Annotated in this window: 13 protein-coding genes; 5 read left to right on the forward strand and 8 right to left on the reverse strand. The window is 38.0% G+C overall.

What is annotated here, in order from left to right:
• Positions 1-95 precede the first annotated feature (95 nt).
• Positions 96-1,271, forward strand: a complete 1,176-nt coding sequence (locus tag A7A69_RS01050) for a benzoate/H(+) symporter BenE family transporter (RefSeq protein WP_152876003.1) — start codon at positions 96-98, stop codon at positions 1,269-1,271.
• A 44-nt stretch (positions 1,272-1,315) separates the two neighbouring features.
• On the opposite strand, the gene A7A69_RS01055 is transcribed toward A7A69_RS01050, so the two are convergent.
• The 4 genes from A7A69_RS01055 to A7A69_RS01070 form a co-directional block, all read right to left on the reverse strand.
• Positions 1,316-2,035 carry an MgtC/SapB family protein gene (locus A7A69_RS01055; protein WP_120369262.1) on the reverse strand — a complete coding sequence of 240 codons (720 nt, stop codon included), beginning with the start codon at positions 2,033-2,035 and terminating at the stop codon, positions 1,316-1,318.
• 10 nt (positions 2,036-2,045) lie between these two features.
• Positions 2,046-4,808, reverse strand: a complete 2,763-nt coding sequence (gene mgtA / locus A7A69_RS01060) for a magnesium-translocating P-type ATPase (protein ID WP_152876004.1) — start codon at positions 4,806-4,808, stop codon at positions 2,046-2,048.
• A 112-nt stretch (positions 4,809-4,920) separates the two neighbouring features.
• Entirely contained in the window at positions 4,921-5,547 is a 627-nt protein-coding gene (locus A7A69_RS01065) for a hypothetical protein (protein ID WP_241675192.1), read from the reverse strand.
• A 375-nt stretch (positions 5,548-5,922) separates the two neighbouring features.
• A complete protein-coding gene (locus A7A69_RS01070; RefSeq protein WP_151981930.1) occupies positions 5,923-6,366 on the reverse strand; it encodes an RDD family protein in 444 nt (147 codons plus the stop codon).
• A 279-nt stretch (positions 6,367-6,645) separates the two neighbouring features.
• Here A7A69_RS01070 and A7A69_RS01075 point away from each other — a divergent pair, with 279 nt between their 5' ends.
• Entirely contained in the window at positions 6,646-7,089 is a 444-nt protein-coding gene (locus A7A69_RS01075; protein ID WP_152876006.1) for a universal stress protein, read from the forward strand.
• 32 nt (positions 7,090-7,121) lie between these two features.
• Here the strand turns inward: A7A69_RS01075 and A7A69_RS01080 are convergent, their stop codons facing one another.
• Both A7A69_RS01080 and pepN read right to left on the reverse strand, forming a co-directional pair.
• Positions 7,122-7,466 carry a hypothetical protein gene (locus tag A7A69_RS01080; protein WP_241675193.1) on the reverse strand — a complete coding sequence of 115 codons (345 nt, stop codon included), beginning with the start codon at positions 7,464-7,466 and terminating at the stop codon, positions 7,122-7,124.
• Between the two features lie 201 nt (positions 7,467-7,667).
• Positions 7,668-10,274, reverse strand: a complete 2,607-nt coding sequence (gene pepN, locus A7A69_RS01085; protein WP_152876007.1) for an aminopeptidase N — start codon at positions 10,272-10,274, stop codon at positions 7,668-7,670.
• 369 nt (positions 10,275-10,643) lie between these two features.
• Between pepN and A7A69_RS01090 the strand changes: the two genes are divergently transcribed.
• From A7A69_RS01090 to thiM, 3 genes are all read left to right on the forward strand, one after another.
• Entirely contained in the window at positions 10,644-10,901 is a 258-nt protein-coding gene (locus A7A69_RS01090) for a hypothetical protein (RefSeq protein ID WP_120369269.1), read from the forward strand.
• A 147-nt stretch (positions 10,902-11,048) separates the two neighbouring features.
• Positions 11,049-12,206 (forward strand): hypothetical protein, encoded by a 1,158-nt coding sequence (locus tag A7A69_RS01095; protein ID WP_152876008.1) that lies wholly within the window; start codon positions 11,049-11,051, stop codon positions 12,204-12,206.
• A gap of 28 nt (positions 12,207-12,234) precedes the next feature.
• The gene (gene thiM / locus A7A69_RS01100) at positions 12,235-13,059 is read left to right on the forward strand and encodes a hydroxyethylthiazole kinase (protein ID WP_152876009.1); all 825 of its coding nucleotides are present in this window, start codon (positions 12,235-12,237) and stop codon (positions 13,057-13,059) included.
• Between the two features lie 51 nt (positions 13,060-13,110).
• Here the strand turns inward: thiM and A7A69_RS01105 are convergent, their stop codons facing one another.
• Positions 13,111-13,962: an AraC family transcriptional regulator gene (locus tag A7A69_RS01105; RefSeq protein ID WP_152876010.1), complete on the reverse strand. Its 852-nt coding sequence runs from the start codon at positions 13,960-13,962 to the stop codon at positions 13,111-13,113.
• Positions 13,963-14,023: 61 nt separating this feature from the next.
• Complete coding sequence (locus tag A7A69_RS01110) at positions 14,024-14,395, reverse strand: 5-carboxymethyl-2-hydroxymuconate Delta-isomerase (protein WP_152876011.1); 372 nt, start codon at positions 14,393-14,395, stop codon at positions 14,024-14,026.
• Between the last annotated feature and the right edge of the window lie 7 nt (positions 14,396-14,402).

Raw genomic sequence — 14,402 nt, forward strand, 5'->3', positions numbered from 1 at the left:
TTAATTCACCACGCGATTAGAATACAGTTCATGCTTTTCTGATCGTTTTATTTAAAAGCATTTTTCTTAAACGCCTTATAACTTAAAGCTCAATCATGCAAAAAATTATTCGTGATTTTTCACTTCCTGCTGCTTTTGCTGGATTTGTTACTTTTCTCATCGGTATTAGTGTTTCTGCCGTACTGGTGATTCAAGCTGCCCAAATATTGGGGGCAAATACTCAACAAATTACATCATGGTTTTGGGCATTAGGAATTGGTATTGGCTTATCGGGTCTGATTTTGTCATGGAAATTTAAATATCCTGTCGCAACGTCTTGGTCTACGGCGGGTCTAGCCTTAATTATCGCCACAGGTAGCGGTTATAGTTTGCATGAAGCAATTGGGGCATTTTTAGTATGTGGACTGGTTACAGCTCTACTTGGTTTTTTTGGTGTTTTTGAAAAAGTTCTTGCCTATATTCCACAAAGCTTAACCAGTGCGATGCTTGCAGGGGTTTTACTTAAATTTGGAATTGCTATTTTTGCAAATATGCAGGATCACTGGCAATTTATTTTGAGCTTATTGGCGGTTTATATTGTTTCTAAACGTCTATGGCCACGTTATTGCATTGTCATTACAGTGATTATTGGCATTGCCATGTGTCCTTTTTTTATGGAGTTTCATCCACCTGTTTTACATTGGGATTTAGCAAAACCTGTTTGGATTGCACCAGAGTTTACATGGTCTGCTATTTTGGGATTAGCTCTGCCTTTATTTGTCATCAATATGGCATCTCAGTATCTACCCGGTATTGCTATGATCAAAAGTTATGGCTATCAACCTCATGTTAATCAGTTGATTGGTTGGACTGGAACCGCTCAAACATTACTGGCACCTTTTGGCTGTTATACGGTCAATATTGCAGCCATTAGTGCTGCAGTCAGTCTGGACGATCAAGTGCATCCAGACCCTGCCAAGCGTTATATTGCAGGTATCAGTTGTGGATTTTTTTATATTTTGATGGGATTATTTGCAGCAACATTAACCAGTTTATTGATGTCATTTCCGTCGTTATTCATCATGGCACTCGCAGGGATTGCCCTGTTTGGCACCATTAGCCACAATATCGCGATTGCTTTTCATGAACCTAGTGATCGTGAAGCGGCCTTGCTGACTTTTTTATGTAGCGCATCTGGCGTTCAATTTTTTGGCATTGGCTCTGCATTTTGGGGCTTAGTCGTCGGAATTGTTGTTTCACTTGTACTTAAAGTGAAATTCAAGAAATCATAATTAATCTCTTAAATTTCACATGTCGTTCAAATCAAATACGATGCTTAAGCCATCGTATTTTTATCCCAATACGCCTGCTGTATCTGTGGTATCTGATTGAGTTGCTTAATCATTTCATTCATTTCTACTGGATCGATCGATGTCGCAATCAAAGTCGCCTCAATCTCAATATCATTTTCGCCAAAAGGCTCAACATCCAAATCCTTAAGTGGATAATTTAAATTCTGCAACATATCAGTCAGCTTATACATCACCAATTTACGATGATCTTTATTGGCGATAAGATAAATAATATGCGTCATTTCAGATTCAGCATCCAAAGGTTGCCGATCCATCATATTTACGATAGGTCGTAGCAAGGTATTTGCTGCAATAATAAATGACGTAGCAACCACAGCCTCAATAATTAGATCTGAACCTGCAGCAGCGCCAACAGCAGCGGAACACCAAAGTGTCGCTGCTGTATTTAAACCATGAATATTTCCCTCTTGACGCATAATCACACCTGCACCCAGAAAACCAATGCCAGAAACGACATAGGCAATCACACGAACCGCACCATCTGCCCCTGAAAGATTGTTGGCAATATCGACAAAGATGGCAGCCCCTAAAGCGACTAGCACATTCGTTCTAAGTCCAGCGGTACGCTGACGATACTGTCTTTCAAAACCAATCAATCCACCCAGAAAAAAAGCTGTTGCTAAACTAATCAACGTATCTGCCATATTGGATAGACTGGTATTTTGTAAAAATTGCAAAGCCATATTGCACCTGTTATTGCCAACCGTAGCGACGAATATAAATACGTTTTACCCACTGTGTTACGCACATGTAAGCCAACAAAATAAAAGGTAAATATAAAAAATAAGACAATGGTAAGGCCTGAAGCTTAAAATAATGTGCCAAAGGTCCCATCGGTAAAAATATTCCAATTGCACTGATAAGAATGGTCATCACTACAAGTGGTGTGGCTGCGCAGCTTTGAATAAACGGTATCTTTCTGGTTCTGATCATATGCACAATCAAAGTTTGAGTGAGTAATCCAACCACAAACCATCCCGATTGAAACAAGCTTTGTTGGGCAGGTGTATTGGCATGGAATACAAACCACATTAAACAAAAGGTCAAGATGTCAAAAATGGAACTAATTGGACCAAAAACCACCATAAAACGCCCAACTTCTGAAGGTTGCCAACGTTGAGGTTTTTCAAGTTGCTCATCATCAACGTGATCAAATGGAATGGCAATTTGAGATACGTCATAAAGTAAGTTTTGCACAAGTAAATGGATTGGCAGCATCGGTAAAAATGGAATAAAAGCACTTGCTACTAATACCGAAAAAACATTACCAAAATTTGAACTTGCCGTCATTTTGATATATTTCAGCATATTGGCAAATGTTCTACGTCCCTCGATCACTCCATTTTCTAAAACCATCAAACTTTTTTCGAGCAGAATAAGATCTGCTGACTCTTTCGCAATATCGACAGCCGAATCGACTGAAATTCCAATATCAGCAGCACGAATGGCAGCGGCATCATTAATACCATCGCCCAAAAAGCCAACCACATGACCATTGGCTTTGAGTTGTTCAACAATACGTTCTTTATGGATCGGGCTTAATTTTGCAAATATGGTGTAGTCTTCTACCGCCTGTTTTAACTCTGCATCAGAAAGGGTTTCAATCTTACCGCCCAATAGGACTTTATCATTGGGAATTCCAATTTCATGACAAATTTTCTGAGTTACAAATTCATTATCCCCTGTTAGTACTTTTACAGTCACACCATGCGCATGGAGTTGCTTTACCGCAGGTTGTGCGGATTCTTTTGGCGGATCTAAAAAGGTGATATAACCCGTTAAGATCAAGTCACTTTCATCATGTACGGAAAAGTTTTCCTGAGTCATCTTGAAATCACGATAAGCAACAGCCACTACACGTAATCCTTCACGATTGTAGTTCTGTGTGATCTCTTCAATTTCATTGCATAATTCGGCTGTTAGCTCTTTAATTTCCCCCTTGATTTCGACATAGGAACACACCTTAATGACTTCCTCAACCGCGCCTTTGGTGATCATGCGTACTTGTGATTGGGGCGTGCGAACTACAACAGACATGCGCCGACGTTCAAAATCAAATGGGACTTCATCGATTTTTTTGAAACGCAGTTTTTCAAACTTCATGTCCTGATCTACTGCTTCAAGCACAGCAACATCCAGCAGATTTTTCAAACCTGTTTGATAGTAACTATTCAAAAAAGCCTGCATGAGTACTGTATGAGATTTTCTGCCGTGTACATCGACATGATGAGATAAGAAAATCTTATCTTGCGTCAAGGTTCCAGTTTTATCAGTACACAATACATCCATTGCACCAAAGTTCTGAATTGCATCTAGCCGTTTTACAATCACTTTTTTTCGAGAAAGAAATACCGCACCTTTTGCTAAGGTTGACGTCACAATCATCGGCAGCATTTCTGGTGTTAAACCAACAGCAACAGACAAAGCAAATAATACAGCTTCAGCCCAATCCCCTTTGGTAAAGCCATTAATAAACAATACAATCGGTGCCATAATCAGCATAAAGCGAATTAATAACCAACTGACTTTATTGACCCCCAATTGAAATGAAGTCACGCTTCGATCAGTCGCAGTAACCCGATGCGCCAATGCACCAAAATAACTTTGAATCCCTGTATGAATTACCACAACTTTTGCTGTGCCAGATACAATATTGGTTCCCATAAATAGCAAATTATCCAGTTCCAGAGGCGTATGAATATCCTCATTTTTCTGAATTGCATATTTTTCAACAGGCATAGATTCACCCGTCATAGCAGCTTGCGAAACAAATAGATCTTTTGCTGAAAGAATACGACAATCTGCTGGAATCATATCTCCCGCAGAAAGCAAAATAATGTCACCAGGAACTAAATACTGGATGGGCATTTCAAATTGAATATTTTTAAGCTGTTTGACATGCACCCCGTATCGTTGTTGTAAAAGTACTAAGTCCTGATAGCCCATCTCACGACGCAATACCATAGCAGTATTGGTCACCATTGCTTTCAAAGCATCAGCTGCTTTATTGGATTTTGACTCCTGCCAATAACGTAGGAAAGTCGAAAGCAAAACCATAATACTAATAATGACTGTACCAGTAAGATCATCAGTTAAAAAAGCCACCAATGCCAAGATACTTAACAGCACATTAAATGGATTTCGATAGCAATACCAAAGGTGCTGCCACCATCTTAAAGGTTTTTCTTGAGCAACCTCATTTAAACCAAATTTGAGTTGTTGCTCATGTGCTTGGGCTTCTGTTAAGCCTTCTTCATGGCTAGATAACTCATTGAGCAATGTTTGGTTTTCTAACTGTGAATACGTTTTTAATTGGACGGCTAAGGTTTGTCCAACTTCTCTGGCATAACTGGATTGATGTAACTCTTTAAAAGAATTATGTCTTGCAAAGAAACGTTTCAAATGAAAAGTTTCAAGAAAACGAGTAAAAAGCCGTTGCCATAGATCATATTTCATGAGGAGATCTCCTTTTTTCAGGCATACGAAGTCCGTACCTTATTTGGATAAATAAAGCGTGTTTAAAAAAAATGTTTTAGAAAATAAGCGTATTAATCTTTAAACGATAAGATTAGGGCGTAAAACTTAAACCAAAGCCAAACCATCGCTCTCGAAAGGTATCGAGACGCTGCCCCACAGAAGCTTCAAATGTTAAAATATTTGGAATAAGAGAATAATGAAGAGCACTTTGTACAAATGGTGCGTGTCGATCTTGATTATAGCTTTCAAGACTTATGTCAGTTCGTGGACTTAGCACAAGATTAGAGGCAACACTCCAACGCAGTAAATGTACCTGTTCTGATGCATACTGATAACCAACGTTACTATACAAATGAAAATTATTATTAAGAAAATCTAAACCAAAAGGAATATTTAAAAACCATTCAATATTATCTTTTTGATTAATTTCACTCTGTTGCCCAGACAATTTTAGACTTGCCGCCACTCCCCACCCATTCATGGGTCTAATCACGCTTTTAAGCTGCGCCGACCAATGCCCCTCATTTGAATTGAGAAAGTCACTATAACCTAATGAAGTTTCAATACCTTCAATTAACTGACATGCAGTATTGAATTGATATGTCGTCTCGGCATGAGAAGGAGCAATAATAGCGGATTCTAACTGACAGTGTTTTGCAGGAACAATCTCAGTATCATCTGTATTCAGTAGTGGATCGGCTTTTGTATATTGAGACAATACTAGACAAATCCAAATGCAAACACATTGAATACTATAAATTTTTAAAATTGAAGCATGTAACCACATTGGCTTCTCCCAATTATTAAGGGAGTCTAAGCAGGCAGCATTACACCTAGATGAAATATCCAGTGTATGTAATATCGATATGGGTAGAAATGTTATGACAAACTATCTCGTTGCAAGATAGCCGCCCTAAGTGACTGGTCTTGCTCAGATGATCGTTTGCGTAACAGCTTTACTGCATAACCTCGAACAACTTCCCACTTAGGGTCTCCTTTTACTAAATTTGGCTGTATTATATTGGGCTTTTCTTAATTTACAAGTTTTTTTAAACAAACATTTTGCAAATGAACAATATCGACCCGTAAATCTTTAAAGTTCGCGCACGACCACTGTCTTTGCCATTTTATCGTGCCAACCCTGTTTTTTAGAATCAAATGCAATCCAGATAAAACCCAGCATAAATACTAAAGTGGATGGGATATAACCAACATAACGAATAATTGATTGACCTAAAGTCAGCTTATTACCTGTTTTTTCATCCAGAACCTTTAAACGCATCAGACGCTTGCCCGGTGTGCCGCCCAAATAAATCCAAAATAAAATAGTATATAAAAACGGAAAAATATAATTCACTAAAATATCAAACCACAAAGACGCGTTTTGATCACTCAAACCTGTCGAAAAAACCAGATCATAATTACCCTGATAAAAAATCCAAGCAGAAGGAATAATCGCCAGTAACATAATCAGGCTATCAATAATTGACGCACCACACCGCACCCAAAAGCCTGCGTATTCATATTTATAAGACATATTTTCCTCTCATTGTTGTTATCAGGATATCTGTTGTATTTCAACTTTTACAGTAATGCCATCCTAATAGAAAAAAGTGAAAGACGAAATACGCACGACATTCATGATGCATATTTATTATGCAATCAGAACACGTCGTTTAAAATGATTAAGTGCTGATACATGATGTTATTCCAGTTTATACAAATAATAATAATTTTTAGAGACAAAAGCATTGAATACTATGTTAGCCTAAAATTATAAAAGATTTTTAGAAACAATAAATTAAGAGGAAATATTATGACTTATCAACGCATTTTGGTTCCAGTCGATGACTCACCTATTTCAGATGCAGCAGTGAAACATGCGATTGATGTTGCTAAAGCATTTAATAGCAGTGTAACGGTAATGAGTGTAGTTGCAGTTGATCCTTTTGTCGGTGTCGATTTTTATAAGGTTGCACCTGCTGTAACTGAACATTTGTTTGAAGCTGAAACAAATGCAGAAACGCATTTACAAAAAATAAGTGATATTTTTAGCTCAAATGGAATTGAAACAAACACGAAAATTATTAGAGAAGAACCTACAGCGACAGGAATTTTAAACATTGCGGATGAAGTTAATGCGGACTTAATTATTATGGGTTCTCATGGTCGTTCAGGTTTAAAAAAATTAGTGTTGGGTAGTGTTGCACAAAAAGTGCTTGCTGAAAGTCCCGTACCTGTTTTGATCGTCAAAGCTTAAAATACAAAAACCGCCTCGGCGGTTTTTTTGTTCTAAACATTTTCGTCTTGAAAATATTTAAGCCAAAATGCTTCACGACATTCAGAATTAAACTGAATCCGTTTCGGCGTTATATTGCCAGATTGATTTTGATGAGTTACGACCTCATAGCTAATCCAATGTTCACGGCAAGCTTCGATTTCAATAGGTACTGCATCATGTTCTTCAATTTTTCGAATCATCGTGCCATTTTCAAACTGAAAAAGAGACATTTTTCCGATCACTTGAACATCACCATCAAACCACTCTTTTATTTTTTCTTCCTTATCAATAATTTGATATTCAGAAGGTTGCTCAGGATAAAGAATACTTTGAATGTATTTTGAAAGATGGGACATAACACACGCAATCATGCATAAGTTGCTATCATCATACCACTAAAGTATAGAAATGATGCCCGTATAAATGAGCCTATGTGTAAAAAGCAATCAAAAAAAGACTAGAAATATTCAGCAGTGATTGAATAATTTTCAGTTTCAAGCAAATTAACGATTTGCTGCATAATCCTAATTGGTGAATTATGCAGCAGATTATTTCAATTAAACACTTAAAATACTATTTAATGTTTCAGTCACATTTTTAGATTTCACACGAGTTTGCAAAGCTTTTAAGGCTTTTTGTACATTGCTACGTTGAGGCTCAGCTAAAGTGTACCAACGTGACAAAACCTGCAAAAGACGCGAACCTAAGATTGGATTCTTCCCATCAAAGTATTCTGCTAGCCCAATATAATGCTCCACACCAAAACTCCATGCATTGACAGGATTATTACTTAAACCGCCACTGACTGCACGTACTCGATTTGGTGTTCCCAAGTCATAATCTGGATGCTGAGTTAAGCTTTGAATCGTTTCAGCCGTTGCATTTGGATTGGCTGCCTGCACCATAAACCATTGATCCAATGACAAAGCTTCATCTTTATAACGCGCATAGAAATCATCTAATGCTTGCTGAGCTTGAGGTGCATCATTCCAAACCAATATGCGTAAAGCGCCTAAACGTTCCGACATGTTACCTGTTTGACTATATTGCTGATAAGCCAATTCAAACACACTGTCATCTCCCTGACGTGCCATCATAGCCAGCATGATATTTTTTAAAGCACGCTCGCCCATCGCTTGGGAAAAGTCATTTTGCAAAGATGGATCAAGCGACAAATAGGTTTCTTTCCAGAAAGAACCCAATTCACGAGCCAATGTTTCCAACACTGAATTACGTTTTTCATGAACCCCTTCTGGCTCATAATCAGCATCAATACGACTACCCAAATAACCTTCAGTTGGCACATCAAATAAACGAGATGCCAATAGTGGATCTTTGCTGACCAAATCGGGCAAGGTATTTTTAATTGCCTGAATATAAGGATCAACCTGATGATCTTTAAGCAAGATTCGCTCAAGTAAAGTCTGCGATGCCTGCCATTGGTTAAATCCATTGGTTTCATGCTGAATCAGAAACGCGAGTTCGTCATCATTATAGTCAAACTCCAGATTTACCGGTGCTGAAAAATTCCGCAACAACGACACCACAGGCTGCTCAGTCACCTGCGTAAATTCAATTGTGGCAGTCTCTTGGTCAAAGAGATATACCCCATCTTGAACACCATCGACAAATAAATCAGGACAATGAAGCGTATATTGCTCACCTGTTTTGGCATTAAATAGCGCCAACGCGACAGGAATGGGAACTGCTTTTAAATTTGGATATTTCGGATGCGTCTTTAAGCTTTGTTTGAAGCTCAATCTATAGGTCTGTTTTTGTGCATCAAATTGACCATTAATTTCAAGCTTAGGCGTACCAGGTTGGTTATACCAGATTAAAAATTCGGATAAATCTATGCCTGAACCTGCCGAAAGTGCATCAACCCAGTCTTCTACAGTGACTGCTTGACCATCGTAACGGCGGAAATATTCATCTGTCCCTTTGCGGAATTTTTCTTTTCCAAGCAAAGTTGACATCATACGGTTAATTTCTGCACCTTTTTCATATACGGTAGCGGTATAGAAATTATTGATTTCAACAAAATGGTCTGGTCTTGGTGGATGTGATAATGGACCTGCATCTTCAGGAAATTGATGTGCTTTAAGCACTGCAACATCGTCGATGCGTTGTACCGCAGCCGATTGTAAATCTTCTGAAAAAGACTGATCACGAAATACAGTTAAGCCTTCTTTTAAACATAATTGGAACCAATCACGACAAGTAATTCGATTTCCTGTCCAGTTATGAAAATACTCATGAGCAATAACCGATTGCACGCGCATAATTGCTGCATCGGTGGTGTATTCTTCATCAGCAAGGACACAAGAGGTATTAAAGATATTTAAACCTTTATTTTCCATTGCACCCATATTGAACTGACTTACGGCGACGATCATGTAATTATCAAGATCATATGCACGACCATAATGCTCTTCATCCCAACGCATCGAATGTTTTAAGGCTTGCATTGCAATGTGGCATTTTGGAATGTCTTTTTCTATTGCGTAGATTTCCAGTGCAACATCACGCCCTTCAGAAGTAGTGTAATGATCTTTTAATACCGCCAAATCACCAATCACACAGGCAAATAAATAGCTAGGTTTCTTGGTTGGATCTTGCCAAATTGCAAAATGACGGTTCTCACCCACTTCACCAGTTTCGAGCAAATTGCCATTCGCTAACAATACTGGATATTTTTTATCGGCTTCAACACGTGTGATAAATTCAGACAATACATCGGGGCGATCTGGATAAAAAGTAATTTTACGGAACCCTTCTGGTTCATTCTGGGTGACAAACAAGTCGCCTGCTTTATATAAACCTTCAAGTTGTGTATTGCTTTCAGGATGAATAATAACTTGCGTATTTAATATCACATCATCAGGTGCACTGCGAATGACAAGTTGTTCGGAATCAAGTTGATACTGATCGGCTTGTAAACTTTGTCCATTCAATACAACCGATTTCAACTCAAGATCACGACCAAGTAATATCAAATCTCCTGCGGTTTGGCGTTTCATCACCAATGTTGCATCAACCTGAGTGTGATCATCATAAACCTGAATATTGAGGTTAACTGACTCCACTAAAAATGAAGGTTTTTGATAATCTTTAAGATAAACAGTTTGATCTGCCTGAACGTGTGGATTCGCCGCAATATTCATATATTTTCCTATAGTGCCACTTCACGCATGGCATCAGTATTTATTGTGTATGAACCTGATCATACGCCAACTTGCCGAAAGTGTCTGCGTTGTTTCGATTTAAAATTAAGATGGGTGTGATCAATTTAATTTCAATTGTGAAAAGATTTCAAATGTTCAAAAAGTAATTTTTTACCCTTTTTTCTCTGCAAAAAGTTACATGTTTAATTCCCAAAATGTACATTTTTTAGCATTGATTACTTCAATTTACTTTTTTTCTAAACTCATTACATTTTGTGCACGCTTTTTGCTTAGTCTTAAATGACATAGTCAGTCAATATAATGATCACAACCAGTCAATAGACAGAAAATAGCCGAGAGGTGAATAAGATGGAATTAACACAACATTTGCACCGTGCAGAAAACATCAAAGCCATTCATGATTTACATGAAGCAGGTGTTTGTCATAACGTTATTGCTGTTTTTATGACAGCAGAAGGTATTACACTTGACGCACAGGATGTGACTAGCATTGTGAACACCTATGATGCATTAGGTAAAGAAAAAGCACCAAGCAAAAAAGTCAAAGCACTCATCGCTGCCAAGAAATTGGGACAGCATGATGAATCACTCCCTTGCCCTGTTTAAATAAAGCAATTTTTTAGATCAAGAAAGCCTAAACTTTACAGAGTTTGGGCTTTTTTACTTTGATGGAGTTTCAATTATTCCAGTTTCCCCTGACCATTCGACTCAGAGCAAGCTATAATCTTCTTTTTACTCACGTATAATTTTCGCATGATTTTGAATATTCTGAAAAAACAGCTTGATGAAAGTACTCTCTGCCCTTTGTGTCAGGCAGCGATGTACTTTGTAGAAGCGGATCAGTTTGATCAGGATGTCCAATTTCACGAATGTAGCCATTGTCAGCACCAAGTTTTTAGCGATACAAAAATGGTCTGTCATTGTGCAAGCTGCACCAAACAACGCAAAAAAATGATGCAGGAAACACTGCAACAAGAACAGCGTAAAAACAAAATTAAAGATGATATTATCTATAATCTGGAAAGTTTAAGTCTATTGCATAAACTTTTTCTTCTTGCTTTGCTTGATGATCGAGTTCAGGACAATCTGGTACATGATGAATATATTCATTGGGATCAAATCAAATACGAATACATTAGCCCCAATTATTTATTTCAATATGCGCTGTTAAAAGAACTCATTAAAGCTGGAATTTTGGTCGCCCAAAACAAACATGATGATGCTCAAACATTTTATGTAAGAGTACGTTTAGACGGTTATAGCGAACCCACATTATTTAGTCTTGCCCAACAATTACGTCATTGGTTCTATGAAAACTTAAGTCTAGGCATTCCCTACAAAACGACTGAGGAAGTCAAAGACGTTCTTTTTTTAGTGCTTTATCAAGAAATTATTCAATTTATGCAGATGTATTGTCGTACATGGGGCATACAAATTGCAGGAAATCGGAGCTTTCAGCAGTTTTGTTATCGCCTCATGGATAATCTGGCCATTGGTCAAATTTATTATCTAATTCAAACGGCACTTGAATATTTACATACAAAAAAAGCGTTACAGCCACGCAATGAAAATTTCATTAATACCAATATTTTAAAGAAAACTTTAGAACAATATCGGGAACGCTCGGTTAATGAAAAATGGGAAACCTCTACGCTGCCACGCCCCATGAATCTGCCATTAAGTAAAATGAGCCAGATTTTTTTGTTCCATTTTTTGTCTTATGATGAAAATATTTTCATTCAACCCATCTGGCGAGCATGGAGAAAAATTGAGCCACGTCTGAACTTCTACTCGATCAAACGCTGTATGTATTGTGGTTCTCATGATTTAGAGGTTGATTATGATGCAGCCGACTACGTATCGTTAATTTGCCGTAACTGCAAACATCAAGATCACTATTTTACGCAATAATTCTTATAAATTTTTGAGGGGGAAAAACATGTATAACTCATCCAATATTATCGCCTATGTCATTGACGCATGGCAAAAACTACAAGAACAAACACCACTGGTTCAATGTATCACCAATAGCGTTGCAGCAAATTATGCAGCCAATGTACTTTTAGCCGCAGGGGCCTCTCCTGCGATGATTGACAATCCATTTGAAGCGGAAAGTTTTACTCAAATTAGTGCTGCATTGAGCATCAACATGGGAACGCCAACCAGTGAACAAATGCAGGCCATGCAGATTTCTGCACAAACGGCGAATAAGCAACAAATCCCATGGGTGCTCGATCCTGTTGGTTATGGCGCAATTTTAAAATGGCGCAGTGACATGGTGGATACCTTACTGCAATATCATCCTGCGGTCATTCGCGGCAATGCTTCTGAAATTAGTGCTCTTGCAGGAAATATTACTCAAGCAAAGGGCGTAGACAGTACTCTGAAAAGTGATGACATGTTCCAACTTGCACAAAGCCTACTCAACAAAACCAGTTGTGTGGCAATCTCGGGGGAAAATGACTATATCCTGTCAAATACGATGACGTGCATCGTTAAAATTCGCGGCGGCAGTCATTTACAACCTAAAATTACCGCGACAGGCTGTGCGTTAGGCGCATTAATTGCTGCATACTGTGCAGTTGCACCTGTGCATATTGCAGCTATTGCCGCACATGTCCACTTCGCTATAGCAGGTAAACTCGCCTATGATCAGGCACAAACGATTGGTAGTTTTAATACCATGTTTATGGATTATATTCACATGATGGATGCCAATTTGATTCAGCAATATGCCTGTATCGAATTAATTTCGGATGATTAATCAACACTTATTCCAAAAAAGAGACGAAAATAATCGTCTCTTTTTGCAGATCTATTTTAACAATAGATAAATATCAGTGATTAAATCTGCTTCATTCACTTCATGTACAAAGTTATGATAATGAAAGAAAACAGGGTAATCGCCAGCTTCTTCCTGATGTTCTGGTAGCCAATTTCTAAACAGGAAATATACACTGTCTCGAATCTGGTCATGGCTACCTAAATGCCGCACCATGGCATAACGTCCTGCAGGAATTTCCCCCATTTCAATACCATCATCATTCTGATCAATTGATTTATTGATCGAACCTGCAATATCAAAGCGAAATTCTTGTTCAGGTGTCTGCTCAGGATCAGAGAAAGGAATGCCATAGGTTGCAGATGTTCTAACAGGAGATAATCCTGTTCTTTTACGCCATTCTATAAATTTAGCAGCAGTTTCAAATACTTTTTCAGGCGAACCACGATGCGAAATATAAGCTATTTTCTCTAGCGGTCGCTCAATGATGTTTACGTTCATGTCTAACTCACTTTTAGGGGTGAAATAAACAAACTTCGTGTGCCAATTTTGCCAGTTAGGCTCAGTTCTAAAAGCACGAGGAGTTTGATCAAATGAACGCTTAAATGCTCTTGTAAATGCTTCAGGACTGTCAAAGCCAGAATCCAAAGCAATCTCAATCACTTTAATATCTTTGTTAAAAGCTAACCGAAATGACGCACGTTTGAGTCGCAACATTTGCCTGTACTTCATCACACTGATACCCAAGTGTGCAGCAAAAATACGATGAAAATGAAATCTGGATAATCCAGCCACATCACTCAAGACTTGTAGACTCAATTCATCATCTAAATGATGTTGAATATAAGTACATACTCGTTGTAATTTCAGATCATACGCCATCATAGCTTCAACACTTGTTCATTTGACAGAAGCATTATGAAAGGATTAAACGCACCGATCCTGATCAAAATTGCGGTTCAATCACGTCTTTAAAATAATTCTGTTTAGGCATTTCAATCAACTCTACACAGCTTTGAACGGTTATTTTTTGATGATTTAATACATGATCAGCGCGTAGTGTATCTAGTACTTTTTGACCTATTTCTGTTTTTTGTTGTTGACTACGTCCAGACAAAAGGTAAACCTTAACGTGCACATAAGCTTGCTGTTCAACCCCAAGCCCTATTACCACGGCATCATCCATGTGAGCTCTGGATTTAATATCAAGTGCTTCGCAATAACCTGTTTCTACCAGTGCAGTGTTGATTTTCAATAATAATGGTTTAGGTTCAAAATCTTCCAGATTTGCAGAATAATCAACAATTACATGGGGCATAGTCAAT

This window comes from Acinetobacter guerrae (assembly GCF_009372255.1).
In the GTDB taxonomy this organism is placed as follows: Bacteria; Pseudomonadota; Gammaproteobacteria; order Pseudomonadales; family Moraxellaceae; genus Acinetobacter; species Acinetobacter guerrae.